The following is a 26,215-nucleotide window of genomic DNA, read 5'->3' as shown; positions in this document are numbered from 1 at the left end:
AACTTCTTGACAAGATTGTAAAAGGAAGGAAAGTCGGATGGCAGAAGTAGAGGAACTGCGAGTTCAACCTCAGGATATTTTGGCAGAACAATCTGTTCTGGGGGCTATTTTTATAGATGAGAGTAAGCTCGTTTTTGTCCGAGAATACATTGATTCTCGTGACTTCTTTAAGTATGCTCATCGGTTGATTTTCCAAGCAATGGTAGATTTGTCGGATCGTGGGGAAGCAATTGATGCGACGACAGTTCGGACGATTTTGGATAGCCAAGGGGATCTCCAAAATATTGGTGGCTTGTCCTATCTTGTTGAAATCGTCAACTCTGTGCCAACTTCAGCTAATGCGGAGTATTATGCTAAAATTGTAGCTGAAAAGGCTATGCTACGTCGCTTGATTTCCAAATTGACAGAGTCTGTCAACCAAGCCTATGAGGCTTCTAAGCCTGCAGATGAAATCATTGCTCAGGCTGAAAAGGGGCTCATTGATGTTAGCGAAAACGCCAATCGTAGTGGTTTCAAGAACATCCGAGATATTCTAAATATCAACTTTGGGAACCTAGAAGTTCGGTCACAACAAACAACGGATATCACTGGTATTGCAACGGGTTACCGTGATTTGGACCATATGACGACAGGTCTCCATGAGGAGGAGTTAATTATCTTAGCAGCGCGACCAGCAGTTGGTAAGACGGCCTTTGCCTTGAACATTGCTCAGAACATTGGGACTAAGTTGGACAAGACAGTTGCCATCTTTTCACTGGAAATGGGTGCAGAAAGTCTAGTAGACCGTATGTTGGCAGCAGAAGGTTTGGTGGAGTCCCATTCTATCCGTACAGGTCAATTGACTGATGAGGAGTGGCAAAAGTATACCATTGCTCAAGGGAACCTAGCCAACGCGAGTATTTATATCGATGATACACCAGGGATTCGGATTACGGAAATTCGTTCGCGCTCACGTAAACTGGCTCAAGAAACGGGCAATCTAGGATTGATTTTGATCGACTACCTACAGCTTATTACAGGGACTGGTCGTGAGAACCGCCAACAAGAAGTTTCTGAAATTTCTCGTCAGTTGAAAATTCTAGCTAAAGAGCTAAAGGTTCCAGTCATTGCTCTCAGTCAGTTATCCCGTGGAGTTGAACAGCGTCAGGATAAGAGACCAGTCTTGTCTGATATTCGTGAATCGGGTTCTATCGAGCAGGATGCGGATATCGTAGCTTTTCTATACCGTGACGACTACTACGATCGTGCGGGTGAAGAAGAGGAAGGAATTCCAAATAACAAGGTTGAGGTTATCATCGAGAAAAACCGTAGTGGAGCTCGTGGAACGGTGGAATTGATTTTCCAAAAAGAATACAATAAATTTTCAAGTATCTCAAAGAGGGAGGCATAAGATGTCAGATGCATTTACAGATGTAGCCAAGATGAAAAAAATCAAAGAAGAAATCAAGGCACATGAGGGACAAGTCGTTGAAATGACTTTGGAGAATGGCCGTAAGCGCCAAAAAAATAGATTGGGTAAGCTAATTGAGGTGTATCCATCTCTATTTATCGTTGAATTTGGGGATGTTGAAGGAGACAAACAAGCCAATGTCTATGTTGAATCCTTCACCTACTCAGATATCTTGACAGAAAAGAACTTGATTCGCTATCTAGACTAAGAATCCTAAAATAAAGTGAGCTTTGCTCACTTTTTTCTTTTTCTCCCGAATAGTATAAACGAGGGGAACCTCGGAAATTTATATTATTAAGGAGAATGAATGACGTTTTTAAAATCAGGAGTTAAGAAGAGTAGATGTACTCAGTTGAGTGTAGGGCTGGCTACTTTGTTTGTTACAAGTACCTTTTTGTTTGGTGGAGAATCGGTTCAAGCTGATAGTGTAGCGCGTGGAGATGACTATCCGCTTCACTACAAAAATGGTAGTGTTGAAATCGATCAGTGGCGGATGTATTCTCGCCAGTGTACCTCTTTTGCGGCCTTTCGTTTGAGTAGTGTAAATGGCTTTGAGATTCCTCCTGCCTATGGAAATGCAAATGAATGGGGACATCGTGCAAGGCGAGAAGGCTACCGTGTGGATACTAAGCCAGAAGTTGGGGCTATTGCTTGGTCGACAGAAGGTTATTATGGGCACGTGGCCTGGGTATCAAATGTATCAGGGGATACGATTGAAATCGAAGAGTATAACTATGGAGTTCGAGAAAAGTATAACCGTCGAAAAGTCAAGGCTAGTTCGATGACAGGTTTTATTCATTTCAAGGATTTATCTACTAGCCATAGTGCGGGTGAGAATGCTCGTAGCTCAGAGCTTCCGTCTAGTGGGACAATAGTATTCACGGAGAAATCGCCGATTATGGACCAACCGTCACGTACAGGACAGGTTATTGACTACTATTATGCTGGTGAGAGTGTAAGCTATGACCAGGTTATTGAAAAGGATGGATATAAGTGGCTCGGTTATTTGTCTTATAGCGGTTCTAGAAGATATGTGCAGTATGCAGAGTTAAGCAATACAGTGAAAGGCTGGAAAAAAGAAGAAGGGAGTTGGTATTACCGAGAGAATGGTAAGCTGGCGACAGGATGGAAAAAAGTTAACGACAATTGGTATCATTTAAAAGAAAATGGGGCCATGTCAACTGGCTGGATTAAGGATGGCTCTTACTGGTATTACCTGAAGGCTTCGGGTGAGATGCAGACGGGATGGCTTAAAGACAAGGGAACTTGGTATTACTTAGAGGAATCTGGTCGGATGAAAGCTAGTCAATGGTTCCAAGTCTCGGGGAAACATTACTATGTTGATGCTTCGGGAGCCTTAGCTGTTAATAGAGTAGTTGATGGGCACAAACTCGATAGTAATGGGGAGAGAATCTGATTTGCTCAATTTAATCATGGAAGTTTGAGTTGTTTAGGAAAGGAGTTGACGAAGAATGTACAATATAATATAATAATTACAAAAAGTAAAAAGAGGGGCGTTTTCTAATGGGCAAGAAGAAAGTTATTTTAACGAGTTTAGCAAGTGCAGCTGTTCTGGGAGCTGGTGTATTCGTTTCACAACCTTCAGTAGTTAAGGCAGATGGGGGAAAAGTAGAGGAGCAGGCAGCGATTCCCACACAACCACAAACTGCGCCAGAAGGTGAGAGGAGTGATCAAACTGAAAAGGGATTAGAAAACGCTAGTCCAGCTAATCCTGAAGCAACAAGTCTAGCCAAGATGACCAAAGAAGAATTGATGCAGGCTTTGGATGAGTTAGAAGAGCAGGCTATCAGTGATATCGAGGATAAGGAAGCGATTGAGGACAAAGAAGCTGCAGTTAAGGCTGTGAAGGAATATATCGGTAAGCTGTATATTTCAGATACCCTTGAGTCTGGAGAGCTCAGTTTAGACAATATTATCGCTGAATTACCAGAAGGTGCAGAAGATAAACCAGTGGTAACAGGTCCTGAAGCGAAAACAAATAAACAGTTGTCTGCTGAGGAGATGGCACTGCTAGATCAAGCAGAAAAAGATGCGAGAGAGCAAGTTTCTCAAGCTATAGGAGCTTTATTGCAAGCTATAGAAGATCTTGAAAATTCTGTAATTGAAGAGATTAAGAAAGACACCTCTATTATAGACAAGGAAGCAGCAATTAAGGCAGCTAAGGAAGAGATTGGTAAAGAAGATCTTCTGAAGGCTATTGCAGATGAGGATTTGGAGATTGGTGATGTTATTGTAGATTGGCCAGCAGATACGAGCGAGCACAAAACAGTAGCTGAACCTGTATCAGAATTCACAGATGAAGACCAAGCTAAGTTAGATGAAGCTGATAAAGATGCCCAGGTTGAGGCCGCTAAAGTTCGTTCAGATTTACTCGCTACCTTAGAAAAAATTGAACAAGAGACAATTGATGACCTGAACAAGGATGCTTCTATCACTGATAAGGAAGCAGCGATTAAGGCAGCTAAAGAAGTAATTGGTAAGGACGCCGTCTTGAAAGCTATCGAAGAAGGTGACCTTGACGCGTCAGACTTGTTAGCTGACCTCTTGGCAGGGGAAAGCGATCAGGTCACCCCAGCCGAAGCGAAGACTCAATCACAACTTTCTAACCAAGTTCAAGCCAAACTCGCTGCAGCAGATAAGGAAGCAGCTGAGGAAGCCAAAGCCCACAGCGAATTGTTGACAACCCTTGAGGGTATCGAACAATCAACCATCGAAGACATCAACAAGGACGCCTCTATTTCTGATAAGGAAGCTGCGATTAAGGCAGCTAAAGAACTGATTGGCAAGGATGCTATCTTGAAAGCCATTGAAGAAGGTGATCTTGACGCGTCAGACTTGCTAGCTGATTTCTTGGCAGAGGAAAGTGATCAGGTCACCCCAGCTGAAGCGAAGACCCAATCACAACTTTCAAGCCAAGACCAAGTTAAACTCGCTGCAGCGGACAAGGAAGCAGCTGAGGAAGCTAAGAAAGAGGAAGAAGTAAAGCAGGCAGCAGAAGACAAAGCCCACAGCGAATTGTTGACAACCCTTGAGGGTATTGAACAATCCACAATCGAGGACATCAATAAAGACGCCTCTATTACCGATAAAGAAGCTGCGATTAAGGCAGCTAAAGAAGTAATTGGCAAGGACGCTATCTTGAAAGCCATTGAAGAAGGCGATATCGAAGCGTCCGACTTACTGGCAGATTTCTTGGCAGAAGACAGCGATCAGGTAACACCAGCCGAAGCAAAAACTCAATCTCAACTTTCAAGCCAAGACCAAGCTAAACTCGCTAAAGCCGACAAGGAAGCAGCGGAAGAAGCAGCAAAAGTTCGCTCAGATTTAATCGCTACCCTAGAAAAAATCGAAAAATCAACCATCGACGACATCAATAAGGATGCCACTATCACTGATAAAGAAGCAGCGATTAAGGCAGCTAAAGAAGTGATTGGCAAGGACGGCATCTTGAAAGCTATCGAAGAAGGTGACATCGAAGCGTCCGACTTACTGGCAGATTTCTTGGCAGAAGACAGCGATCAGGTAACACCGGCCGAAGCGCTGAGTCAAGAAGATTTCTCAAGCCAAGACCAAGCTAAACTTGCTACGGCAGATAAGGAAGCGGCGGAAGAAGCAGCAAAAGTTCGCTCAGATTTAATCGCTGCCTTAGAAAAAATTGAAAAAGAGACAATCGACGACATCAACAAAGATGCTACTATCACTGATAAGGAAGCAGCTATTAAGGCAGCTAAAGAACTGATTGGTAAGGATGCTATCTTGAAAGCCATCGAAGAAGGTGACATCGAAGCATCAGATTTGTTAGATGATTTCTTGGCAGAAGACAGCGATCAGGTGACACCGGCCGAAGCGCTGAGTCAAGAAGATTTCTCAAGCCAAGACCAAGCTAAACTCGCTGCAGCAGACAAGGAAGCAGCAGAAGAAAATAGTAATGCGAAAAAACTTGAGCTAAGTAAATTAGAAGAGCAAGTTGCTAAGATTAAAGTGCAATTGTCAAGTTTGCAAGTTTCTGGTGACAAAAATAGTCAAGTAAAAGACTTGCAACAAGCTTTAGCAGACTATGAGGATGCTATTAAGACTCTAAGTAGTGTTATGTCAGCTGTTCTTGAAATTGAAGACTTTAAAGGTGGGATGAACGCAGTAGAAGCTGCAACTGCAGAGTTGCCAGAATACAACAAAGGTGCAAATGCGGTAGAAGCTGCTGTAAATGAACTCCCAGCCTATGCAGAAAGTGGCGCTCCAGCCGTAGCGAATATTCCAGCTTACGGAGAAAGTGGAACACCAATAGTAAACAACACTCTGCCTTATGGCGAAAGTGGTGCTCCAGCCGTAGCAAATGTTCCAGCTTACGGAGAAAGCGGTACACCAATAGTAAACAACACTCTGCCTTATGCAGAAAGTGGCGCCCCAGCCGTAGCAAATGTTCCAGTTTACGGAGAAAGTGGTACCCCAGTAGTAAATAATGCTCTGCCTTATGCAGAAAGTGGCGCTCCAGCCCTAGCCAATGTTCCAGCTTATGGAGAAAGTGGTTCCCCAGCAGTAGCCAGTATTCCAGCCTACGCTGAAAAGATTGAACCAGCAGTAAACGAAGTTCTAGAATATACTGGCAGTGTAGCTCCTTTGGCTACAAACCCTACTCTTGGAACTGAACAAGATCGTACCTACAAAGCGCCTGCAGCAACAGATGAGCAACTCCTTCCAAATACAGGAAGTAAAGATGCTTCAGCAGTCGCATCACTAGGATTTGTTGGTCTCCTTCTTGGTTTGCTACCATTTGCAAAGAGAAAATTGAACAAATAAATCGCATGAAATCAATAAAAGAAAAGGATTTGAATAGTCCTTTTCTTTTTTATGGTGAAATAGGGACAAGTCCACGTTTTTCAGCTCTTTCCGATGGTATTTTTCCTTGCTTTCCTTTATAATGGGTGTATGGACAAGAAAAAATTATTATTAATTGATGGATCTTCTGTTGCTTTTCGAGCTTTTTTTGCGCTCTATCAGCAGTTGGATCGTTTTAAAAATGCTAATGGTCTTCATACCAATGCAATCTATGGCTTTCAACTCATGTTGAATCATGTCTTAGAACGGGTTGAGCCCAGTCATGTTTTGGTAGCCTTTGATGCAGGCAAGACGACTTTCCGAACAGAGATGTATGCAGACTACAAGGGTGGCCGTGCTAAAACTCCAGATGAGTTTCGTGAGCAATTTCCTTTCATTCGTGAGTTGTTAGACCATCTTGGGATTCGCCATTATGAGTTGGCCCAGTATGAAGCGGATGATATCATCGGGACTTTAGGCCGTTTGGCTGAGAAGGATTCTTTTGATGTGACAATCGTTAGCGGAGATAAGGATTTGATCCAGTTGACGGATGAGCATACGGTGGTCGAGATTTCCAAGAAAGGTGTGGCTGAGTTTGAGGCCTTTACGCCAGACTATCTCATGGAAAAAATGGGCCTCACACCAGCTCAGTTCATTGATCTTAAGGCCCTCATGGGGGATAAGTCTGATAATATCCCTGGTGTTACTAAGATTGGTGAAAAGACGGGTATCAAGCTCTTGCTGGAGCATGGTTCGCTTGAGGGTATTTATGAAAATATCGATGGGATGAAGGCTTCTAAGATGAAGGAAAATCTCATCAATGACAAGGAACAGGCCTTCTTATCGAAAACACTAGCGACCATTGAGACTCAGGCACCGATTGAGATTGGACTAGATGATTTGGTTTATAATGGTCCAGATGTGGAAAATCTCGGAAAATTCTACGATCAGATGGGCTTCAAACAGCTCAAACAAGCTTTAAATGTGTCATCAACGGATGCGCCTGAAAGTTTGGATTTCACTATCGTTGACCAAGTCAGTCAAGACATGTTGAGCGCAGACTCTATCTTCCACTTTGAACTCTTTGGTGAAAACTACCATACAGATGACTTGGTTGGTTTTGCTTGGTCTTGTGGGGATAAACTTTACGCTACAGATAAACTTGAGCTCTTGCAGGAGCCGATTTTCAAGGAATTTTTAGAAAAAACACCTCTGAAAGTGTATGACTTTAAGAAAGCGAAGGTTCTTTTAAATCGCTTGGGCTTGAACCTGCAGGCACCTGCTTTTGACAGTCGCTTGGCAAAATACTTACTCTCAACAGTTGAGAACAATGAAATCTCAACCATTGCGAATCTCTACGGTCAAACATACTTGGTCGATGATGAGACTTTCTACGGTAAGGGGGTCAAGAAAGCTATCCCTGAGAGAGAGAAATTCTTGGAACACCTAGCTCGCAAGGTTGCAGTATTGGTTGAGACTGAGCCGGTTTTACTTGAAAAACTCAGTGAACATGGGCAGTTAGATCTTCTCTATGACATGGAGCAACCTCTGGCTTTTGTCCTTGCCAAGATGGAAATCGCTGGGATCAAGGTCAAAAAAGAAACCCTGCTTGAGATGCAGGCTGAAAATGAGGTCGTCATTGAGCAACTCACCCAAGAGATTTACGAACTGGCTGGTGAGGAATTTAATATCAACTCCCCTAAACAGTTGGGGGTCCTTCTCTTTGAAAAACTGGGTCTTCCTCTAGAGTACACCAAGAAAACCAAGACAGGTTACTCGACAGCTGTGGATGTGCTAGAGCGTCTAGCTCCTATTGCTCCGATTGTTAAAAAAATTCTAGACTACCGTCAAATTGCTAAGATTCAGTCTACCTATGTGATTGGCTTGCAGGACTGGATTTTGGATGATGGCAAGATCCACACGCGCTATGTGCAGGATTTGACTCAGACTGGGCGTTTGTCTAGTGTGGATCCCAACTTGCAAAATATTCCTGTGCGTTTGGAGCAAGGCCGTCTCATTCGTAAGGCTTTCGTACCGGAATGGGAGGATAGTGTTCTTCTTAGCTCCGACTATTCGCAGATTGAATTGCGCGTCTTGGCACATATCTCTAAAGATGAGCACTTGATTAAGGCCTTCCAAGAGGGAGCAGATATCCATACCTCGACGGCCATGCGGGTCTTTGGAATTGAACGTCCTGAAGATGTGACTCCAAACGACCGTCGTAATGCCAAGGCGGTAAACTTTGGAGTGGTTTACGGAATTTCAGATTTTGGCTTGGCAAACAATCTTGGTATTAGTCGTAAGAAGGCCAAAGCCTACATTGATACCTATTTTGAACGTTTCCCAGGTATTAAAAACTATATGGAAGAAGTGGTACGTGAGGCGCGTGATAAGGGATATGTAGAGACCCTCTTCAAGCGTCGTCGCGAGTTGCCAGATATTAATTCGCGCAACTTCAACATTCGTGGTTTTGCAGAGCGGACAGCCATCAACTCTCCTATCCAGGGCTCAGCTGCAGATATCCTCAAGATTGCTATGATCCAGCTAGACAAGGCTTTAGTAGAGGGCGGTTATCAGACCAAGATGTTATTGCAAGTGCATGATGAAATTGTCCTTGAGATTCCGAAATCAGAACTAGCAGCCGTCAAAGTACTGGTGAAACAAACCATGGAAGAAGCCATCCAGCTCAGTGTTCCCCTTATCGCAGATGAGAATGAAGGAGCAACCTGGTACGAGGCTAAATAAGAAAGTTATGAAAGAGTTTGAAGCATTTGCCTTCAAACTCTTTTTCATAGTTTTCTGTAAGCAGTTTCCTTGACTTTTCCTTGTATTTGCGTTACTATATGTCCATATAAGATATGGGAGTCTGTGTACAGTCTGAGAGGAAGTGTTAAACTTCGACCGCACCTGATCTGGGTAATGCCAGCGTAGGGAACGATACTTAGCCGAATTCTGCACCTTTTCCATATATGGAAGGGGTTTTCTTTTTATCAAAAGGAAACCTGAGAAAAGGAGGTTTTTATGAAAGCAAGCATTGCCTTGCAAGTCTTGCCCCTATCACAGGGGATTAATCGAATTGCTATTATCGATCAGGTGATTGCTTATCTGCAAGCTCAGTCCGTGACCATGGTGGTGACACCATTTGAAACAGTCTTGGAAGGGGAGTTTGATGAGCTCATGCGCATTCTCAAAGAAGCGCTTGAAGTGGCAGGGCAGGAAGCAGATAATGTCTTTGCCAATGTCAAAATAAATGTAGGAGAAATTTTAAGTATTGATGAGAAACTTGAAAAGTATACTGAGACGTCACATTAGTCTATTGGGTTTTCTAGGAGTCTTGTCAATCTGGCAGTTAGCAGGAATATTCAAACTTTTACCCAAGTTTATTCTGCCAACTCCTTTTGAAATTCTCCAGGCCTTTGTTCGTGATAGAGAATTTCTCTGGCACCATAGCTGGGCGACCTTGAGAGTGGCTTTGCTAGGTCTAGTCTTGGGAGTCTTGATTGCCTGTATCATGGCGGTGCTTATGGACAGTCTGACTTGGCTCAATGATCTTATCTACCCTATGATGGTGGTTGTTCAGACCATTCCGACCATTGCCATAGCCCCTATCCTGGTCTTGTGGCTAGGCTATGGAATTTTGCCCAAGATTGTCTTGATTATCCTGACGACAACCTTCCCTATCATCGTTAGTATTTTGAATGGATTTAGGCACTGTGACAAGGATATGCTGACCTTGTTTAGTCTGATGCGAGCCAAGCCTTGGCAAATCCTGTGGCATTTTAAAATCCCGGTCAGTCTGCCTTACTTTTATGCAGGTCTGAGGGTCAGTGTCTCCTACGCCTTTATCACAACAGTGGTATCTGAGTGGTTGGGAGGCTTTGAAGGACTAGGTGTCTACATGATTCAGTCCAAGAAACTGTTTCAGTATGATACCATGTTTGCCATTATTATTCTGGTGTCGATTATCAGCCTTTTGGGTATGAAATTGGTCGATATTAGTGAAAAATATGTGATTAAATGGAAACGTCCCTAAGATAAGGATGTTTTAGAAAAAGAAAAGAGGAAATGAAGATGAAGAAAACATGGAAAGTGTTTTTAACGCTTGTGACAGCTCTTGTAGCTGTCGTGCTGGTGGCTTGTGGTCAAGGGACTGCTTCTAAGGACAACAAAGAAGCAGAACTCAAGAAGATTGACTTTATCCTAGACTGGACGCCAAATACTAACCACACAGGGCTATATGTTGCCAAGGAAAAAGGTTATTTCAAAGAAGCTGGAGTGGATGTTGATTTGAAATTGCCACCAGAAGAAAGCTCGTCTGACTTGGTGATCAATGGCAAAGCGCCGTTTGCTATCTATTTCCAAGACTACATGGCTAAGAAATTGGAAAAAGGTGCAGGAATCACTGCCGTTGCAGCTATCGTTGAGCACAATACATCTGGAATCATCTCACATAAATCGGACAATGTCAGCAGTCCAAAGGACTTGGTTGGTAAGAAATACGGTACTTGGAATGACCCAACGGAGCTTGCTATGTTGAAAACCTTGGTAGAATCACAAGGCGGAGACTTCGAGAAGGTCGAAAAAGTACCAAACAATGACTCAAACTCGATTACACCGATTGCCAATGGCGTTTTTGACACTGCTTGGATCTACTACGGTTGGGATGGTATCCTTGCCAAATCTCAAGGCGTAGATGCTAACTTTATGTACTTAAAAGACTATGTCAAGGAGTTTGACTACTACTCACCAGTTATCATTGCAAACAACGACTATCTAAAAGACAACAAGGAAGAAGCTCGCAAAGTCATCCAAGCCATCAAAAAAGGCTACCAATATGCCATGGAACATCCAGAAGAAGCAGCAGATATCCTCATCAAGAATGCACCTGAACTCAAAGAAAAACGTGACTTTGTCATCGAATCTCAAAAATACTTGTCAAAAGAATATGCAAGTGACAAGGAAAAATGGGGACAATTTGACGCAGCTCGCTGGAATGCCTTCTACAAATGGGATAAAGAAAATGGTATCCTTAAAGAAGACTTGACAGACAAAGGCTTCACTAACGAATTTGTAAAATAATGACAGAAATTAGACTTGAACACGTAGGCTATGCTTATGGCGATGAAAAGATTTTAGAGGACATCAACCTACAGGTGACTTCGGGTGAGGTGGTCTCTATTCTAGGTCCAAGTGGTGTAGGAAAGACCACCCTCTTTAACCTAATCGCTGGGATTTTAGAAGTCCAGTCTGGGCGAATTGTCCTTGATGGCGAGGAAAATCCTAAGGGGCGCGTGAGTTATATGTTACAAAAGGATCTCCTCTTGGAACACAAGACAGTGCTTGGCAATATCATCCTGCCTCTCTTGATTCAAAAGGTGAATAAGGCAGAGGCTATTGCCCGAGCGGATGACATCCTTGCGACCTTCCAGTTGACAGCTGTACGGGACAAGTATCCTCACGAACTCAGTGGAGGGATGCGTCAGCGTGTAGCCTTGCTCCGGACCTACCTTTTCGGGCACAAGCTCTTTCTCTTGGATGAGGCCTTTAGTGCTTTGGACGAGATGACCAAGATGGAACTCCACGCTTGGTATCTGGAGATTCACAAACAGCTGCAGCTGACGACCTTGATCATCACGCATAGCATCGAAGAGGCCCTCAATCTCAGCGACCGCATCTACATCTTGAAAAATCGTCCTGGGCAAATTGTTTCAGAAATTAAACTAGATTGTTCCCAGAACGAAGACAAGGAAGTCCAAAAAATTGCCTACAAACGGCAAATATTAGCAGAATTGGGATTGAACACATAGCTCTTTAGGAAATTATTATATATTAAATACAAGCGAAATCCTTGCTTGGATTTAATTGTTTCAAAGCTGATGAACATGCATGATTAGGCTTAATATTTAAATAAATAGTAAGTTAATATAAAAATAAATAAATTTTAGTTGACATTCTGTCATGAATCTGTATAATATAATTGAACCATTATAGACAATAAGGAGGATAATGTGGTGAAAAAGAGAACTAGTAAACTCTTTCATGGCTTGATGGCCTTGCTACTGGTTGTGTCAGTCTTTTTGCCTGCGCTAAGACTTAATGGCGTTGTTAGTGCTGCCGAAAAAACTGAGTCAGAGTACACTTTGACTACAGAACCGACGATTAATACGAACCGATTAGTCGATCATGCCAAATATGGTGAAGGTAAGTTCTATCTTAAAACAACTTACGCATTCCCAGATAATGTAACTCTGAAAAACGGTGATTTCATGGTTTATCACGTTCCAAATGAGTTTAAAATCGAAGTAGATTCTACTACAGATTTAAAAGCTCCGAACGGTGAAACGATTGCAACACTGACAACAGAGAAGGCAACGAATACTGCTAAGATTACAGTAACAAACGAAGAGTACTTTAAGAAGTTTAATGAGAACAAGCAAATTGTTGCATCATTTACTGTAGTGTGGGCAGACCATGTTGAAAAAAATAAGGAATATGAAATCAACATTCCTGGTGCAGGAGTTTATCATTTGACTCGTATCGTTCCAGACGTTGACCCAACTGGATTTACTAAATGGGGAGTTCAAGATTCAGACGATCCTAACTATGTAAACTGGCGTATCCGTGTTAACCGCTATGCAAAATCTTACACTGGTGTAAATATCCAAGATACTATTCCTGATGGACAAGTTCTTGCAAGTGAAATCACTGGTTACTACTTCCCAGACTGGGAAAATGGTTACGGAAGAACAAAATTGGATAGTGCTCATGTCCAAGTAACAGATAAGAACCATTTCTCAATTACACCTAATGGTGATGGAACCTTAGATCATAAAGGGCTTTATATCATGTATCGTACTCGTTTGACTAAACCAGTCAATCCAGTTACTAAACGTGTATTGAACAATGTAACTGTCACTACAAACGAGGAAGCCCAACCAATAGAATTTGAAGGTTTTGCACCAATTACAACTACTGACGGTATTGGTGTAGGTGCCAAATCGGATGAGGTTGCTCTAGAAGTGACTAAGAAACTTAATGGTAAAACTCTTGAAAAAGATGCATTTAGTTTCCAACTTCTAGATGATCAGGGTAATGTTTTACAAACTGTCAAAAATGATGAAAATGGTAAAGTGAAGTTTGAGGCAATCAAATACAAAGAAGCAGGAACTTTTAAATATACCATTAAAGAAGTTAATGATAACAAACCTGGATACACTTATGATGCGAACGTCCTTAAAGCAACTGTAACAGTAGAAGATGTTTTGGGTGAAAAATTAGCAAGCGTCAAATTTGAAGATTCTAAGAAAGAATTTACAAACTCATACGCAGCTAAAGAAGCAAAACTTCAACTTGAAGCTAAGAAAGTCTTGAACGGTAAAGCCCTTGAAGCTGGAAAATTTGAATTTGAGTTGAAAGAAAAAGAAAGTGACAAAGTCGTTGCGACAGCTAAAAACGCTGCAGACGGTAAGATTCAATTCCCAGAACTTAAGTTCACAGAAGAAAAAACTTATACATACACTATCTCTGAAAAAGCAGGTGATGTAGCCGGAGTTGAATACGATCCGAATGCTTATGAAGTAAATGTAGTCGTTAAAGATAACGGCCAAGGTCAACTTGTTGCAACACCAGATGCAGAGAACATTACTTTCACCAACACTTATAAAGCAGCTGAAACAAGCGCTACTATCAAAGCTAAGAAAGTCTTGAATGGTAAAGAACTTGTAGCTGATGCTTATACTTTCGAATTGAAAGAAACAGTTAAAGATAAAGATGTAGTTGTAGCTACGGCTAAGAATACTGCTTCAGGAGAGGTTGTCTTTAACGTCAACTACACAGAAGCAGGAGAGCACACTTACACTATCACTGAAAAAGCAGGAACAGAGTCAGGTGTGACTTACTCAACTGAATCTTACACAGTTAAAGTGAATGTAGTAGATAACGGTCAAGGTCAATTGGTTGCGACTGTAGAAAATCCGGATGCAGAACGTGTCTTCACTAACACTTATAAAGCACCAGTTCCACCGGCTCCAACAGCTACATCAGCAACACTTGAGTTTACGAAAGAATTGACTGGTCGTGCTTTGGTTGATGGTGAATTCCAATTTGAATTGTATGAAGATACAAACAAACTGGATACAAAAACAAACCAAGCTGGAAAAGTAACGTTTAATGTAATCAACTATGATGCAGAAGGTGTTCATACTTATACTGTAAAAGAAGTGAATGCTGGAGCAACTGGTATTACTTACGATACAGAAAAGACTGTAAAAGTAACAGTAACCAAAGATGCAGCAACAAACGCCTTGAAGGCGGCTGTTGAATACCCCGCAGGTAGTGTCTTTAAGAACACCTACATGCCAGATCCACAACCAACACCGGATCCACAACCAACACCGGATCCAACACCAACACCGGATCCAACGCCAGATCCAGCACCAACGCCAGATCCAGCACCAACGCCAGATCCAACACCAACGCCAGATCCAACACCAACGCCAGATCCAACACCAACGCCAGATCCAACACCAACGCCAGATCCACAACCAACACCGGATCCAACACCAACGCCAGATCCACAACCAACACCGGATCCAGCACCAACGCCAGATCCACAACCAACACCTCCAGTAACTGAGGAAAAAGGTCAAGCTGAACTTCCAAACACAGGTGAAGCAACCTCTATCCTTTCTGCAATTGGATTTGTAGTATTGGCATTGAGCGGATTGGTATTCTTCGTAAAACGTAAAGCTTAAGCTTTTGTAGAAGAAACATGAAACTTGGTAAGTGAGAATTCTACTTCTCTCTTAAACTTGATAGAGAAAGTCTCTAGAAAATTCGTTTTCTAGGGGCTTTTTTTGTTTTGAGACTATTAGTTTATATCACTCCACAAGACGTAAACTGTCTAATGAAGGTGGTTAAAGTTGAAGATCTCACAATATTTTATTTTACTCGCTCCCTTTTCCTTTAAAAAAATCAAAAATTTCGGTATAATAGTCAATTATACCGAAATCATTCTATAATCGTTGATACATAAGGGTTTTATGTGTCGCTTTTTTTATTTTGTGGACTTTTTTAAGAACTTTTTATTTTTTCGAGGGCAGTTTCAAAGAATGAGACTGCTCTTTTTTGGTTCTCTTTTGATAAATGGCTGTAAGTGTCCATAGTTACAGATATTTTTGCATGGCCAAGCCGTGTCTGTATTTCCTTGTATGGCAGGCCAGCATTAAGCAAGATACTAGCGTGAGTGTGTCGGAAAGCATGAAAGCCTAAATCAGTACAGTTAGCGTTTTTTAAGTGTTTATGTAGGCGATAATCAACCTTTCGAGTATTGACATAGTTGTCAAAGCTATCAGAGAATACTTTCTCATAGGTTAAGCCAATGTTTCTACCGTTTTCTGCTTGTCTTGCTCGGTAGAGTCGAAGCATGAGTACTGTTTTATGATCGATATCTAGAACTCTATAGCTTGATTTTGTCTTAGGACTGTTTACCTGGTTTAAAATGTTGAGTGTTTTGTTAATATCGATCGTTCCGTTCTGCAGGTCAATATCAGACCATTCCAGGGCCAGACATTCACGGATGCGCAGTCCAGTAGCTAGGAGCGTTTTATAAAGCACAGTATCATAGAAATTGACAAAGGTATTCTCCAGGCTATCGAGATAGGAGAGGAAGTTTTTAAGTTCCTGATCTTGAAAGTATTTAATTTCTTGTTTATCTCTTGTTATCTTTCTAGGAATGACAACGTCACGAGCAGGGTTATTGTCTAATGCTTGAATAGAAACTCCATACTGTAGAATACGTTTATTTAAGGCATGAAGGTGATTGTATTCTTTATACCCCGTTCCGTCCTGATTGTACTCATCCGCCCACTTATTTACCTGAGTTTGGATAATGACAGGTGTAAGTTTATCTAGTTTGTAAGTACCAAATGAGGGCAAGAGGTAATTATTTAAGCAGCCTTTTATCTTTATCTGCGTGTTAGTCTTTATGGTATGCTGGTAGGTTTGCCAAAATAAGTCTACAAGTTCGCTATAGGTTGTTATATGTGAGCGTTGTTTCCGTGTCGAGCCGTTTTTCTCAAATTCTACCTTAGCCTGGGTGGCCTTGTTTTTGAGTTCTTTCTTTGTTCGTGCTGATATAGTAGTCTTGACCTTCTTACCAGTTACAGAATCGATACCAAGATAGATACTGGAGCGGTAGACTGCTGATCCGTCTTTTTTCGTGTGTTGTGTAATCTTCATGGTTTTACTCCTTTTTCCATCAGCAGGCAAGCAATTAGAAAAGGTTTTGAGTTTATACCATGCGAGGAGCTACGAGAATGCCCCTATTTTCGATTTTAAGCAGTCAGACGGTAAAAAATATGTACCAGTGTAGGAATAAAGTGTGTATGGTGTTTTTTATGGAATTTACCAAGAGTTTTATTTTTTGTCAGTTAAAGAAAGTTTTTTAACAGTCTCCAATATAGCTTGCTTTTGTTCAGGTGAAAGTGCTGCAAAGTGAATCAAGAGTTCAGAGTAGATAAACGGAAGATTACCAATAGCTTGATAAAAACGTTCAATAGCTTCTATACCAGAGCTATTTATTGCAAAATAGTATTTCTTTGTACGTTCTATATCTGATAGGGTAGATAAAAGAGAAGATGTATGATCTGCAAATATATCTTGTTCAATTTTCTTTAATTTTGCTTCAGAAATCATATTTAAAGCTATTTGTTTACCGGCTGTCTTAGAAAATTTTTCTTCTACTTCAGTCAAATCTGATAAATTTATTCTTTCAGCTTCAAGAATATTACTATATTTATTTAGCAGTTCAATTGTTTCATTTTTTGTTGCTTCAAATGTTGGTGTATCATAACTCAATAATTCAGGAATAGTTACTCCAAGCTCCTCAGCCAACTTTACAGTATACTCATGTTTTATGGAAAGTTTTGGCTCTTTTTCCCAACGGGAGATAGTCATTTCCGAAACACCGAGTATATCAGATAACTGTTTCTGAGTTTTATTTGCTCTAGTTCTTAGTTCTTTTAATCTATTCATTGTAATACCTCGGAATTAATTATATCATAAAAAAATAATATCATTAACAAAAATGTTAGAAAGTTCTTGGCAACTAACATTTTATGTAGTAAACTACAAGAGAACTAACAAAAATGTTAGTTAGGAAAGGAGAAATTTCATTGCTTATTACCTCAACACAAGCAAAAGCAATCCGCCGAAAGCAAGCAGACAAGAAACTGACTGCTAAGCAAGCAGGTGAAGAAATCGGAGTTACACAGGTTACCTATCGAAAAATACGAGACGGTGGCGAAGTAAAGCCGAGTATTTACCAAAAGGCCATGCAGTGGCTTGCTGAAGATTATTAGAAAGGAGCGAACTAATGGAACTGGTTTATATGGACGGCAAGAAAGAGCCGTATACACTGAGCAGTATCGTAGCAGAATGTGCTGAAATTAAGCACAGACATTTGAAGATTTTGCTGAATAAGCACCGAGAGGACTTTGAAAGCTTCGGAAAGGTGCAATTTAAAATTTCACCTTCAGAGAGTGGGCAAAATGTACGGGATTATATTTTGAACGAGCAACAAGCAACATTGCTGATCACTTACTTACGAAATACAGAACCCGTAAAAGAGTTTAAGAAGAACCTAGTCAAAGCCTTCTTTGAAATGCGTGATGAACTTTCTAAACGCTATCTTCAAAGAGAACTGGAAAAGCCAAAGCGTAAAAGCTTAACTGAAGCTATTCAAACATGGGAGAAAGCCCCCAAGCATGCCTATAGCACTCTGACAAACTTACTGCTAAAGGGAGTGACAGGGAAGAATAAAGCGCAACTCATGAAGGAGCGAGAAAGTAAGAACGGTATTGATGGCTTGACAAGTGTAGAGCTGACAAACTACCAACGTTTGGAAGATATGGCAATAGCTATGATTAACTTGAATAGGGGGTATTCAGAAATTAAGGAATTAATTTTTAAAGTATAGGAGTATAGAAAATGGAAAATGAATTTAAGACAGTTACAAATGCCAAAGGGTTAGAAATTCCTAAGTATCCCAAGGATTTTAAAAAGCTAGTTGAGAAAGACAGACAACTAGCCGAATATCTTTGCATGAACTACGAGAACTTGGACAGTGAAGACCTGGGGGCATTTCTTGAAACAGTAGAACAGGGAATCAGTTGGATTCTAGATCTTATCGAAAGTAAAGACTTGCTTTATAAACCCAAGTCAGGTAGTAGTCATGAAAAAAGAAAATAAAAAAATCACTTGCTCAAATTTTAGACGAAGCGAGCAAGCGACAAGATTAAGGATATAGAAATTTTTCTATACCTTGATTATAGCATAGGAAGACAAGGTACACAATGAGAAAACAACATCAAGCAGTAAAATTCAAGGATATTGCTGAAAAATTGCCTGAACTTGAGGGCAAAAACTTAGAAGAAATCGCAGGAGTGTTAGGCTACCGTAACCTAGATAGTTGCAAGGTTAATCTTTACAATCTCAGACAAAACAAGCGACTAGGTTTTAAAGTAGAAAAAGGAGTTTACACTAAGTTTGAACTCTTGGACGATACTGTAAAAGAAGAACTGGAAGACAAAGAACTTGGGGAACGTGGTCGCTATTTGAAGAGTGTAGACCGCTACAAGGCTATGTTAAATGCCTTTTCTATTGCCTTTGATAGCACGGTTAAGGCAGAAACTAGACAAAAAGCAGAACATGACGGACTGAAAGCCTTGGATAGGATTCCAGATAAATACTACGCCCTACTTTATGACATGATGGAGAGCTAGGGATGGAAGAAAAGACACATTTTGCTAGATTCATGCGTAGAGGGATGGAATTAGCAAGGCAATTACATAGCAAAGAAATTCAACGTGAAGAATTTGATAGAGCCTGGAAAAGATTAGGCGATCAAATCGAAAACGAAACAAAGACAAACTAAGAAAACCGAAGAGCAGGCAAGCAATTAGAAAAGGTTTTGAAAAATGAGTGCTGACACGGCGACTCTAAGCACTTGTTTAGTAAAAATGTGGGTGATTACCCACGAAACATCACTACATGCGTCCGCCAACTAGGGGCAATCGCCCAGCGTTTGGAGTGGTGCTAATACTGTATAAGAAACGGCAAGAAAAAGGATAACAAAGCAAAAGATGACAATAACAAACTTAGAAATAAATACACAAGCAGACCTTGACAATCTAATGTCTGAGGTTAAAGCAGAAAGTCCAAACCTATTCCAATTCATAAGTGATTTTATCAATAAAAAAGTATCCATAGAAGAAGTGGAAGCATTTCTAAAAATGGAACATGAAATACAACAGTTATACATCAAGAATTACAAAGCGAGGAAATGACATGAATGAACTAGATTTAAGCAACACCCAGGCGGTTATCTCTATGGTGTTGTTGATTGGCTTACTGGTTTATCTAAACCACCGAGACCGCAAAAAAAGCGCCCAAATCGAGCAAGAAAACCAACAGACGATAGAAACACCTAGCGAGGATTTAAGCCCTGACTATGGGCGATATATTCAGCTTGCAGTGGCGAGACCGTGGGGGTGCTGATATGTTTGAAAAAATGATTGAGGAACTCAAGACAAAAATATTAGAAGCCATCGAGCGTTACCTAAAAAGTCATGAAAAAGTACCACAAAAGTTTACAGGTCTAATCTCAGCCCAGGAAGCCATGGAAGAGTTGGATATAAAGTATAAAACACTCCAAAAGTGGGAAGGTGCAGGTTTAAGACGGTATCAACCCCCACTAGAGGATACTAGAAAGGCATACTACAAAGTGGCTGATATTTGGAAGTTCTTGGGGGTAGAGGAATGAGGGTTCTGGAGTTGATTTTGTCCGCTGATAAACTATCATTATTTACCTTTCTCAAGTCTACCCCTACCCAAGTTTGGAAGAATGGAAACTATTATAAGTTTGTCTACTATGAGCCAATAGGTGAGGGGTTGACGGATTTTCGTTACAAAGGCTTATATGTGGCTATCAGAGACGAAAAAAGTGATAGGGAAGGCTGGGAACTAGCTAGACCATTAGAAATTACCTTGGCTAGTCCTGAATTGCTGATGATCCTGAAAGATTTAGAGGTAAATAAATTGACAGAGCAACGGCAGGGGCTTGGAGTGGAGTTAAAAGGCTGGGTTTTTGACCTGATTTGTAATGGCATTTATACCAGGTATGAGACTTCACTTTTTGTCCGATTGCTATTTGTGAATGGTTACAGTTTTAGTCAGTTAGTGGATTTGTTTTCTACTATCGTCAAACGGAAAGAATTGGCCAGTTATTTCCTTGAAATAGCGACAAAATTCTATAAGGAGGTGGCTTTTGAATAGTGAAGAAATTGTAACTAAAATTATCGAAGAGAATCAGCAACAAATACCGCCTACCGTGGTGGACTTGACCCAAGCAAGAGAGACCAACGAGGATAATAATAGTCTGAATCTAACACCGAAAACCAAAGGGAAAGGCTTTGCGGTTACCTTGGACAATCTTAAGAAGATTTTAAGTGGAGATAGCAAACTGAAGGGGGCGATACAGTACAATACATTCACTTATGAAATTGACGTGACAAAAGAAACAAAATTGAACGGTAGAACCTTAAGCGGAACCATTGACGACCTAATTATTAGAGAGATTAGGGCTTATATTGCTACAAAGTACAAGATAGATTATAAGAAAGGGGATATCGCTGATATTTTGGAAGTGGTCGCTGGTGAGCATAGCTACAACCCTTTAAAAGACTACCTGGAATCATGCGAAAGCGAGTATAAAAAGCTAGTGTATCAGCGTGATCCTTTTGATATTATAAGGCATTATCTGAATATCAAAGATGATGAATATAACCGCATTATCATGGATTTGTTTTTTCGTGGGGCGGTTGCTAAAGTATTTGACCCCTCTATTAAATTTGACTTTGTGCTGGACTTGACTGGAAGACAGGGAGTGGGAAAGACTCAATTTTTTGAGGGTCTTTTCACTCACAAGTATTTTACAACGGTTGAGACCTTCACAGATAAGGATGACAAGGCTAGGATGGTTAGAAATTGGTGTGTATTTGATGATGAAATGGTGGCCAGTAAAAAGGCTAGTTTTTCAGAGTTGAAGAAGTTCATTACAGAAACTAAGCTAGAGTATAGACCGCCCTACGCTTCTAGTGATAGACGACTACCTAAGAGTTTCATCATTGTTAGGGCAACTAACGATCATGATTATTTGAACGACCTAACAGGAGAAAGGCGCTTCCTGGTTTCAGAAGTCCATAAAGATAACTCCTATAAGGGCAGAAAATGGACGGAGAAAGACCGTAGAGCCTTTTGGGGTGCTATGGTGGTGGCTTGGAAGTCAAACAAGTCTCTAATGCTCACAGACGAGCATGAAAAGTTAGTAAATGATGTTAGGAGTCGTTACAAGTTTGCAGATGAAACCCTTGAGGATTTGGAGCGTTATTTGGCTTTACCTTTTCCAAAAAACATGTACCATTATCCAGTTACAGATAGAACCAGGTATTACTATATCTATGACATGATGAACGAGGGCTATTTTAGAAATAGCAAAGGTGGAACTGTTGAACTTGATACAGATAAATATGGCGAATTAGTAGAACGTGACAAGATGACTATAAACTTATTCTTCCAAGAAGTCTATCTAACTGATAAAGCACCACCAAAGGATAAAGCAAAGGTTAAAAAGTACATGCAAAATAAAGAGGGATGGGAACATAAACGATCTTTAAAATTTGGAAAAAGCGTTAAACCTGGGTACTCAAAACCTAAAAGGTAGTTAGGGTAGTTACTAATAAAAAAAATGACTACCATTCAGAGAGTGGCTAGAGCCTTTAAACAAAAAGGATTTAGAAAAAGGGTAGTTTTTAAGTTTTTACTGACTACCCTATTAAGCCCTTGATATTATTGACTTTTATATTAAAAAGTAGTTATTTTACATTATCTATAAAGTAAATAGAATAAATAGATTAAAGGTGTTTATTATTTATTTTTTTTCGGAGCGAGGTGACTACCTGACTACGCATTTTCTAAACCCTTGTGGCTGTAAGGCAGAAGTGGTAGTCACTAGATATTCAAAAATGACTACCTTTTTGAAACTGATTATTTTTCAGTGATTGAATTTGATTTTTGGAGGTTATTTTAGCTATAAAATTCATGTGTATTTAACATAATGAAAAAATGTAAATTAAAAAACGCAAAATAGACCTATCCCCTTGATACAAAAGGGATTGAGAAAACGGCTTGAATTTAACAGAATAGAAGATATGTTAAATATATGACACTAAAAAAGAGAGGAAAAAAAGATGAATCCGAACAAAGATTACACGCCATTTTTAAAGGATAACTTTATTATTTTTGTCAAAAATGGTATAATAGAAATGAAGAAAATACCAGACTTTGGTAGTGTGGTATTTACAAGTCAAGATGGTAACATTGTCCAGATTGAAACAACAATTAAAGAAAGATAGCTGACTAGACAACTAGAGGCGTAACATTAAAGCTAAAAAGCTTTTTTGTTGCGTCTCTTTTTGTTTTGGGAAAGAGGAGAATAATGAGGAATAAAGATCCAGTAGACAATCATAGGTCACATGTACAATTAAAAAAGAATAAAAGAAATGAGGAATAAAAACATGGAAACATTACAAACTATTGAAACTAAAATTGACAAACTGATTGAACAAAATAAGAAGGATATTGAGACGACTGAAGCGGAATTAGTTAAAGCAAATCAAGCAATTTCAGATGCTCAAACCAAGCTAGTACAAGCTCAAAAAGAAATCAATTCAGAAAAATACGTTGAGGCAAAAAGCGAACTATGGACAGCAGAACGTACAAAGGAATTTCATGAGGGACGTTTGAAAGAATTAACTAAAGCCCCAATGATTTCTTACGATGAATACCATGCTATGGTTGCAGACATATATAGATTGGCTGATGAAGAGCAAAATAATTTTTTTACTCCAGCAGAAGCAAAATTGATGGAAGTTGTAGAACTTGGAGACGATGCAATTAAGGCAATGGAACGTGTAAACGAAGTGCTGAAAAAACTTGAAAAGGAAATCTCTAAAAATAATGAAGATTATAAGAAAGGTAAAAACGGCGGTTGGATCATGAATCCATTATCAGTTTTATCTTATTCTCCAAGAAATGCCCTTTACGGATATCAGTATAGCTTGAAAGAAATTGTCGGGAATTTTAAAAAGGGACAAGGTTAAAAAATACTCCCCCCTCCAATTATCAGCCCCCTACTAACCAATAGAAAGATGAGGTACACAGAATGACCCTACCCACTGGTAAGATTGATTTAAACGAATACGGGAAGCATTTAGCAGAAAAGTCTGCTGAGATTTATGAAGAGAAAACTAAACAAATTAAAGACAATTGGGAACGTCAGAGACAAGGCTATATAGCAAGAGACGCTAAGTGGCAAGCGGTACTAGATCGTTCCGATGAACTATTAAAAGAACAGAAGGAAAGAAAGAGAGAGCAAGAGATCGAACGCTTGACGGAAGAGAAGCGCAAAGAGGTTGATAAGGAAGTTAGTCAGCGCCTATCAATGCCCGATGAACACCAGCAAAAACTTAACAAAGGGATGAGTGAAATGCTGAAAGATTTATTTTAAAGATTCTAAAAAAAGTAATTAGAAAATATTTTTAAAAAACTATTTTTTTAAAAAAAGAGAATCAAAAAATTTTTTTGAAAGAAAGCGGAGTGACTCGGGAGAAGGTGGGGGGGTATCCCCCTCCCACTAGGCGCTCGCGAGCTTCACGCCGTCACTGTACATTTTTTCTCGCGCCAAATCACAGAATTAAGTAATAATGAAATAAAATGTTAGGGCTTAGAAATATAAAAAATGATATAATCGAGGTGTGGTAATTATGTATGAAAAAAGATGAAATTAAAAAATATTTAGAGACCGATCTTGAATTTAATGTTAATGGCCGAGGTGCTTGTTTCTTATCTAGCGTTTGTGTAGTTGGTTATGATTATGAAGGTCAGCAGTTTAATACGATTGATGAAGCTATGGAAGCTAAAGTTTTTGATGGTAAAAGTTTAGTGGATATATGGGATGAAGTTTTTCCACAAGTATCTTAAAATAAAAATATGGTCACATTATTTGACTAAGATGATAGAAAGAGCCTGAATGATGTTAAATAACGACTTAATGGAATGCGATAAACCAAGTTCATCCGATGGAATGGATAAAGTTTTTATTTCAGAGTCTAATATTGAAGGATACAGTGATTTTTACAAAAATAATGAAGAATCAAAAATTTGGTGGATTGATAAGATAGATGTTAGAGGAGAGCTGTTGTTCAGTTTTGATCAGCAAAAAATTTATAACTTATTTCTTGATTATCCCCACAATATGACGGAAGAAGAAGTTAGAATTTTTGATAGTGAAAATCCTTTCTGGAGAGAATTTTTTCAATGAGTTGGGTAGTATGAAATGGACGTAGACAACACAGAAACAGCAAAAAGAGCATATCATTTTTTGAAAAGTTACAAGTCGCTGAAGAAGTTAGCCAATCTTAGAGATACTCCAGGCGCATTTGAAACCAAAGCTATCGAGATTGTCAAAATGATAGACTCTTATAGTAGTGGCCTAGACGAAAAGAAACGTGGTATATTTTATAATTTATTTATTGTTTCCCAAAAACAAAAGCATACTTTAAAAGAACTATATAGCTTACTGGATATTGATAAAACAGAGTATGACCGTCTCAAAAGTGAAATCCTACTAGATTTTGCTCGTAGTTATCGAGAAGGAGCATTATTGACATATTACGATTGAAAACTACTGGTGGAATAAAAAGCCCCTAGAAACAAATCTAAGGGCTTTTTGACTGCTCGGTTTTATCAGCAATTTCAACTTTTAAAATTTCATTTTCAAATAACCTCGTCCATCGTAAACCTGTTTTAACAGATAAAGCATCATACTCTTCATCAAAAGTATCCTTATCTTCAAAAAGACAAATTCCCTCAAAGGTCTGGTTATCAACGTCTGTAATCGTTACAACTTTATTGTTAAACTTTCTAAGTTTCATTTTTTTATTTTCCTGATTTTGTAGCACTATAGTTTGTTATATTATTGGAATCCCCTTAACGTAAGCTTCCTTAACTTCTGCAAGAGTTATAGTATCATTATACTTCAATATTGGAGCTATTGCTAATGATTGAGAGAGTATTCTAGATATGCTATAATATTACCAGGTAATAAAAAAGCACGTTTGACCGTGCTAGTTTCTTGCCTGCTGAACTCGTCAATATTACGCCCTTTTTAGGGCTCTTTTTTGTGGACTTTTTTAGGAACTTTCAAGAAAAACCAAGGCGTCCTAATGCCTTAGTATTTTTAAAGAAAGTCAGTATTTTCAAGGGTTGAGCTCTAAAAATTTGACTTATAGAGTGTTAAATGATAGTATAGTCAAAGATAGTCAAGGTTCAAAGAAGGAGTTTGATTTACTATGAGATTTAAAAATACATCAGATCATATCGAAGCCTATATCAAGGCGATTTTAGACCAGTCTGGTATCGTGGAATTGCAACGGAGCCAGTTGGCAGATACCTTTCAGGTTGTACCTAGTCAGATCAACTATGTCATCAAGACCCGCTTTACGGAAAGCAGAGGTTACTTGGTTGAGAGCAAGCGTGGTGGTGGAGGCTACATTCGCATAGGACGGATTGAATTTTCCAGTCATCATGAGATGCTCCGCGATTTGCTTTACTCGATTGGTGAGAGAGTTAGTCAGGAGATCTATGAGGATATTCTCCAGCTTTTGGTGGAGCAGGACTTGATGACCAAACAGGAGATGACCTTGCTAACTTCAGTAGCAACGGATCGTGTCCTAGGGGAAGAATCCTCAGTTGTCCGTGCCAATATGCTCCGACAGCTATTACAAGAGGTAGATAGAAAAGAGAAGTAAG

30 protein-coding genes are annotated in these 26,215 nt (G+C 39.8%); 27 read left to right on the top strand and 3 right to left on the bottom strand.

The window, feature by feature from the left end:
* Nucleotides 1–37 precede the first annotated feature (37 nt).
* From dnaB to TZ92_RS01500, 10 genes are all read left to right on the top strand, one after another.
* Nucleotides 38–1,390, top strand: coding sequence for a replicative DNA helicase (gene dnaB, locus TZ92_RS01545; protein ID WP_000852476.1), 1,353 nt, complete (start codon nt 38–40; stop codon nt 1,388–1,390).
* A 1-nt stretch (nt 1,391) separates the two neighbouring features.
* Nucleotides 1,392–1,658, top strand: a complete 267-nt coding sequence (locus TZ92_RS01540) for a Veg family protein (protein ID WP_001278165.1) — start codon at nt 1,392–1,394, stop codon at nt 1,656–1,658.
* Nucleotides 1,659–1,757: 99 nt separating this feature from the next.
* Nucleotides 1,758–2,867 carry an SH3 domain-containing protein gene (locus TZ92_RS01535; protein ID WP_033630527.1) on the top strand — a complete coding sequence of 370 codons (1,110 nt, stop codon included), beginning with the start codon at nt 1,758–1,760 and terminating at the stop codon, nt 2,865–2,867.
* Between the two features lie 107 nt (nt 2,868–2,974).
* Nucleotides 2,975–6,268, top strand: a complete 3,294-nt coding sequence (locus tag TZ92_RS10015) for an SIALI-17 repeat-containing surface protein (protein ID WP_033630526.1) — start codon at nt 2,975–2,977, stop codon at nt 6,266–6,268.
* Between the two features lie 129 nt (nt 6,269–6,397).
* Nucleotides 6,398–9,031 (top strand): DNA polymerase I, encoded by a 2,634-nt coding sequence (gene polA / locus TZ92_RS01525; protein WP_033630525.1) that lies wholly within the window; start codon nt 6,398–6,400, stop codon nt 9,029–9,031.
* Nucleotides 9,032–9,307: 276 nt separating this feature from the next.
* Nucleotides 9,308–9,598, top strand: a complete 291-nt coding sequence (locus TZ92_RS01520) for a thiamine-binding protein (RefSeq protein ID WP_033630523.1) — start codon at nt 9,308–9,310, stop codon at nt 9,596–9,598.
* Complete coding sequence (locus TZ92_RS01515) at nt 9,561–10,319, top strand: ABC transporter permease (protein ID WP_198921229.1); 759 nt, start codon at nt 9,561–9,563, stop codon at nt 10,317–10,319. The genes TZ92_RS01520 and TZ92_RS01515 overlap by 38 nt, the downstream gene beginning before the upstream one ends.
* A gap of 38 nt (nt 10,320–10,357) precedes the next feature.
* Entirely contained in the window at nt 10,358–11,365 is a 1,008-nt protein-coding gene (locus tag TZ92_RS01510; protein WP_033630522.1) for an ABC transporter substrate-binding protein, read from the top strand.
* A complete protein-coding gene (locus tag TZ92_RS01505) occupies nt 11,365–12,093 on the top strand; it encodes an ABC transporter ATP-binding protein (protein WP_033630521.1) in 729 nt (242 codons plus the stop codon). The genes TZ92_RS01510 and TZ92_RS01505 overlap by 1 nt, the downstream gene beginning before the upstream one ends.
* Before the next feature lie 204 nt (nt 12,094–12,297).
* A complete protein-coding gene (locus tag TZ92_RS01500) occupies nt 12,298–15,039 on the top strand; it encodes a Spy0128 family protein (protein ID WP_142320611.1) in 2,742 nt (913 codons plus the stop codon).
* A gap of 319 nt (nt 15,040–15,358) precedes the next feature.
* Here TZ92_RS01500 and TZ92_RS01495 read toward each other — a convergent pair whose 3' ends face one another.
* Both TZ92_RS01495 and TZ92_RS09430 read right to left on the bottom strand, forming a co-directional pair.
* Nucleotides 15,359–16,525, bottom strand: coding sequence for a tyrosine-type recombinase/integrase (locus tag TZ92_RS01495; RefSeq protein ID WP_033630520.1), 1,167 nt, complete (start codon nt 16,523–16,525; stop codon nt 15,359–15,361).
* A gap of 177 nt (nt 16,526–16,702) precedes the next feature.
* The gene (locus TZ92_RS09430) at nt 16,703–17,320 is read right to left on the bottom strand and encodes a helix-turn-helix transcriptional regulator (protein ID WP_050490608.1); all 618 of its coding nucleotides are present in this window, start codon (nt 17,318–17,320) and stop codon (nt 16,703–16,705) included.
* Nucleotides 17,321–17,460: 140 nt separating this feature from the next.
* Here TZ92_RS09430 and TZ92_RS01485 point away from each other — a divergent pair, with 140 nt between their 5' ends.
* The 16 genes from TZ92_RS01485 to TZ92_RS10150 all read left to right on the top strand — a co-directional run bounded on the left by TZ92_RS01485 (nt 17,461) and on the right by TZ92_RS10150 (nt 25,085).
* Nucleotides 17,461–17,646, top strand: coding sequence for a hypothetical protein (locus tag TZ92_RS01485; RefSeq protein ID WP_000909283.1), 186 nt, complete (start codon nt 17,461–17,463; stop codon nt 17,644–17,646).
* Nucleotides 17,647–17,660: 14 nt separating this feature from the next.
* Nucleotides 17,661–18,263: a Rha family transcriptional regulator gene (locus TZ92_RS01480; protein ID WP_033630518.1), complete on the top strand. Its 603-nt coding sequence runs from the start codon at nt 17,661–17,663 to the stop codon at nt 18,261–18,263.
* Between the two features lie 11 nt (nt 18,264–18,274).
* Nucleotides 18,275–18,535: a hypothetical protein gene (locus TZ92_RS01475; RefSeq protein ID WP_045594445.1), complete on the top strand. Its 261-nt coding sequence runs from the start codon at nt 18,275–18,277 to the stop codon at nt 18,533–18,535.
* Nucleotides 18,536–18,639: 104 nt separating this feature from the next.
* The gene (locus tag TZ92_RS01470) at nt 18,640–19,068 is read left to right on the top strand and encodes a hypothetical protein (RefSeq protein ID WP_033630516.1); all 429 of its coding nucleotides are present in this window, start codon (nt 18,640–18,642) and stop codon (nt 19,066–19,068) included.
* 2 nt (nt 19,069–19,070) lie between these two features.
* The gene (locus TZ92_RS10045; protein ID WP_198921228.1) at nt 19,071–19,220 is read left to right on the top strand and encodes a hypothetical protein; all 150 of its coding nucleotides are present in this window, start codon (nt 19,071–19,073) and stop codon (nt 19,218–19,220) included.
* Nucleotides 19,221–19,428: 208 nt separating this feature from the next.
* Nucleotides 19,429–19,632 carry a hypothetical protein gene (locus TZ92_RS10155; RefSeq protein WP_033630515.1) on the top strand — a complete coding sequence of 68 codons (204 nt, stop codon included), beginning with the start codon at nt 19,429–19,431 and terminating at the stop codon, nt 19,630–19,632.
* Between the two features lies 1 nt (nt 19,633).
* Nucleotides 19,634–19,843, top strand: coding sequence for a hypothetical protein (locus tag TZ92_RS01460; RefSeq protein WP_033630514.1), 210 nt, complete (start codon nt 19,634–19,636; stop codon nt 19,841–19,843).
* Nucleotide 19,844: 1 nt separating this feature from the next.
* Nucleotides 19,845–20,108 (top strand): hypothetical protein, encoded by a 264-nt coding sequence (locus TZ92_RS01455; RefSeq protein WP_033630513.1) that lies wholly within the window; start codon nt 19,845–19,847, stop codon nt 20,106–20,108.
* Nucleotides 20,105–20,620: a hypothetical protein gene (locus TZ92_RS01450; RefSeq protein WP_033630512.1), complete on the top strand. Its 516-nt coding sequence runs from the start codon at nt 20,105–20,107 to the stop codon at nt 20,618–20,620. The genes TZ92_RS01455 and TZ92_RS01450 overlap by 4 nt, the downstream gene beginning before the upstream one ends.
* Nucleotides 20,613–22,067 (top strand): virulence-associated E family protein, encoded by a 1,455-nt coding sequence (locus TZ92_RS01445; RefSeq protein ID WP_033630511.1) that lies wholly within the window; start codon nt 20,613–20,615, stop codon nt 22,065–22,067. The genes TZ92_RS01450 and TZ92_RS01445 overlap by 8 nt, the downstream gene beginning before the upstream one ends.
* A 526-nt stretch (nt 22,068–22,593) precedes the next feature.
* The gene (locus TZ92_RS09490; protein WP_071788236.1) at nt 22,594–22,758 is read left to right on the top strand and encodes a DUF2292 domain-containing protein; all 165 of its coding nucleotides are present in this window, start codon (nt 22,594–22,596) and stop codon (nt 22,756–22,758) included.
* 162 nt (nt 22,759–22,920) lie between these two features.
* Entirely contained in the window at nt 22,921–23,505 is a 585-nt protein-coding gene (locus TZ92_RS01440; protein ID WP_033630510.1) for a hypothetical protein, read from the top strand.
* 62 nt (nt 23,506–23,567) lie between these two features.
* On the top strand, nt 23,568–23,912 hold the full coding sequence (locus TZ92_RS01435) for a hypothetical protein (protein WP_033630509.1): 345 nt from the start codon (nt 23,568–23,570) through the stop codon (nt 23,910–23,912).
* A 260-nt stretch (nt 23,913–24,172) separates the two neighbouring features.
* Nucleotides 24,173–24,385 carry a hypothetical protein gene (locus TZ92_RS01430; RefSeq protein ID WP_033630508.1) on the top strand — a complete coding sequence of 71 codons (213 nt, stop codon included), beginning with the start codon at nt 24,173–24,175 and terminating at the stop codon, nt 24,383–24,385.
* Between the two features lie 49 nt (nt 24,386–24,434).
* Nucleotides 24,435–24,725 (top strand): DUF7675 family protein, encoded by a 291-nt coding sequence (locus TZ92_RS01425; RefSeq protein WP_050490607.1) that lies wholly within the window; start codon nt 24,435–24,437, stop codon nt 24,723–24,725.
* A 15-nt stretch (nt 24,726–24,740) separates the two neighbouring features.
* A complete protein-coding gene (locus TZ92_RS10150) occupies nt 24,741–25,085 on the top strand; it encodes an ArpU family phage packaging/lysis transcriptional regulator (RefSeq protein ID WP_050490606.1) in 345 nt (114 codons plus the stop codon).
* 37 nt (nt 25,086–25,122) lie between these two features.
* On the opposite strand, the gene TZ92_RS01415 is transcribed toward TZ92_RS10150, so the two are convergent.
* Nucleotides 25,123–25,338 (bottom strand): hypothetical protein, encoded by a 216-nt coding sequence (locus TZ92_RS01415; protein WP_033630506.1) that lies wholly within the window; start codon nt 25,336–25,338, stop codon nt 25,123–25,125.
* Between the two features lie 417 nt (nt 25,339–25,755).
* Here TZ92_RS01415 and TZ92_RS01410 point away from each other — a divergent pair, with 417 nt between their 5' ends.
* Complete coding sequence (locus TZ92_RS01410; RefSeq protein WP_001211263.1) at nt 25,756–26,214, top strand: CtsR family transcriptional regulator; 459 nt, start codon at nt 25,756–25,758, stop codon at nt 26,212–26,214.
* The last annotated feature ends 1 nt before the right edge of the window (nt 26,215 follow it).

Source organism: Streptococcus oralis subsp. oralis, from assembly GCF_000960035.1.
Taxonomy (GTDB): domain Bacteria; phylum Bacillota; class Bacilli; order Lactobacillales; family Streptococcaceae; genus Streptococcus; species Streptococcus oralis_G.
Note: the sequence above shows the minus strand (reverse complement) of the source record. Positions and strands in the feature narration are given on the sequence as shown.

Coding starts and splice junctions, on each gene's coding strand:
- dnaB (WP_000852476.1), top strand. CDS start 38: ATGGCAGAAGTAGAGGAACTGCGAGTTCAACCTCAGGATATTTTGGCA.
- TZ92_RS01540 (WP_001278165.1), top strand. CDS start 1,392: ATGTCAGATGCATTTACAGATGTAGCCAAGATGAAAAAAATCAAAGAA.
- TZ92_RS01535 (WP_033630527.1), top strand. CDS start 1,758: ATGACGTTTTTAAAATCAGGAGTTAAGAAGAGTAGATGTACTCAGTTG.
- TZ92_RS10015 (WP_033630526.1), top strand. CDS start 2,975: ATGGGCAAGAAGAAAGTTATTTTAACGAGTTTAGCAAGTGCAGCTGTT.
- polA (WP_033630525.1), top strand. CDS start 6,398: ATGGACAAGAAAAAATTATTATTAATTGATGGATCTTCTGTTGCTTTT.
- TZ92_RS01520 (WP_033630523.1), top strand. CDS start 9,308: ATGAAAGCAAGCATTGCCTTGCAAGTCTTGCCCCTATCACAGGGGATT.
- TZ92_RS01515 (WP_198921229.1), top strand. CDS start 9,561: ATGAGAAACTTGAAAAGTATACTGAGACGTCACATTAGTCTATTGGGT.
- TZ92_RS01510 (WP_033630522.1), top strand. CDS start 10,358: ATGAAGAAAACATGGAAAGTGTTTTTAACGCTTGTGACAGCTCTTGTA.
- TZ92_RS01505 (WP_033630521.1), top strand. CDS start 11,365: ATGACAGAAATTAGACTTGAACACGTAGGCTATGCTTATGGCGATGAA.
- TZ92_RS01495 (WP_033630520.1), bottom strand. CDS start 16,525: ATGAAGATTACACAACACACGAAAAAAGACGGATCAGCAGTCTACCGC.
- TZ92_RS09430 (WP_050490608.1), bottom strand. CDS start 17,320: ATGAATAGATTAAAAGAACTAAGAACTAGAGCAAATAAAACTCAGAAA.
- TZ92_RS01480 (WP_033630518.1), top strand. CDS start 17,661: ATGGAACTGGTTTATATGGACGGCAAGAAAGAGCCGTATACACTGAGC.
- TZ92_RS01475 (WP_045594445.1), top strand. CDS start 18,275: ATGGAAAATGAATTTAAGACAGTTACAAATGCCAAAGGGTTAGAAATT.
- TZ92_RS01470 (WP_033630516.1), top strand. CDS start 18,640: ATGAGAAAACAACATCAAGCAGTAAAATTCAAGGATATTGCTGAAAAA.
- TZ92_RS10045 (WP_198921228.1), top strand. CDS start 19,071: ATGGAAGAAAAGACACATTTTGCTAGATTCATGCGTAGAGGGATGGAA.
- TZ92_RS10155 (WP_033630515.1), top strand. CDS start 19,429: ATGACAATAACAAACTTAGAAATAAATACACAAGCAGACCTTGACAAT.
- TZ92_RS01460 (WP_033630514.1), top strand. CDS start 19,634: ATGAATGAACTAGATTTAAGCAACACCCAGGCGGTTATCTCTATGGTG.
- TZ92_RS01455 (WP_033630513.1), top strand. CDS start 19,845: ATGTTTGAAAAAATGATTGAGGAACTCAAGACAAAAATATTAGAAGCC.
- TZ92_RS01450 (WP_033630512.1), top strand. CDS start 20,105: ATGAGGGTTCTGGAGTTGATTTTGTCCGCTGATAAACTATCATTATTT.
- TZ92_RS09490 (WP_071788236.1), top strand. CDS start 22,594: ATGAATCCGAACAAAGATTACACGCCATTTTTAAAGGATAACTTTATT.
- TZ92_RS01440 (WP_033630510.1), top strand. CDS start 22,921: ATGGAAACATTACAAACTATTGAAACTAAAATTGACAAACTGATTGAA.
- TZ92_RS01435 (WP_033630509.1), top strand. CDS start 23,568: ATGACCCTACCCACTGGTAAGATTGATTTAAACGAATACGGGAAGCAT.
- TZ92_RS01430 (WP_033630508.1), top strand. CDS start 24,173: ATGAAAAAAGATGAAATTAAAAAATATTTAGAGACCGATCTTGAATTT.
- TZ92_RS01425 (WP_050490607.1), top strand. CDS start 24,435: ATGATGTTAAATAACGACTTAATGGAATGCGATAAACCAAGTTCATCC.
- TZ92_RS10150 (WP_050490606.1), top strand. CDS start 24,741: ATGGACGTAGACAACACAGAAACAGCAAAAAGAGCATATCATTTTTTG.
- TZ92_RS01415 (WP_033630506.1), bottom strand. CDS start 25,338: ATGAAACTTAGAAAGTTTAACAATAAAGTTGTAACGATTACAGACGTT.
- TZ92_RS01410 (WP_001211263.1), top strand. CDS start 25,756: ATGAGATTTAAAAATACATCAGATCATATCGAAGCCTATATCAAGGCG.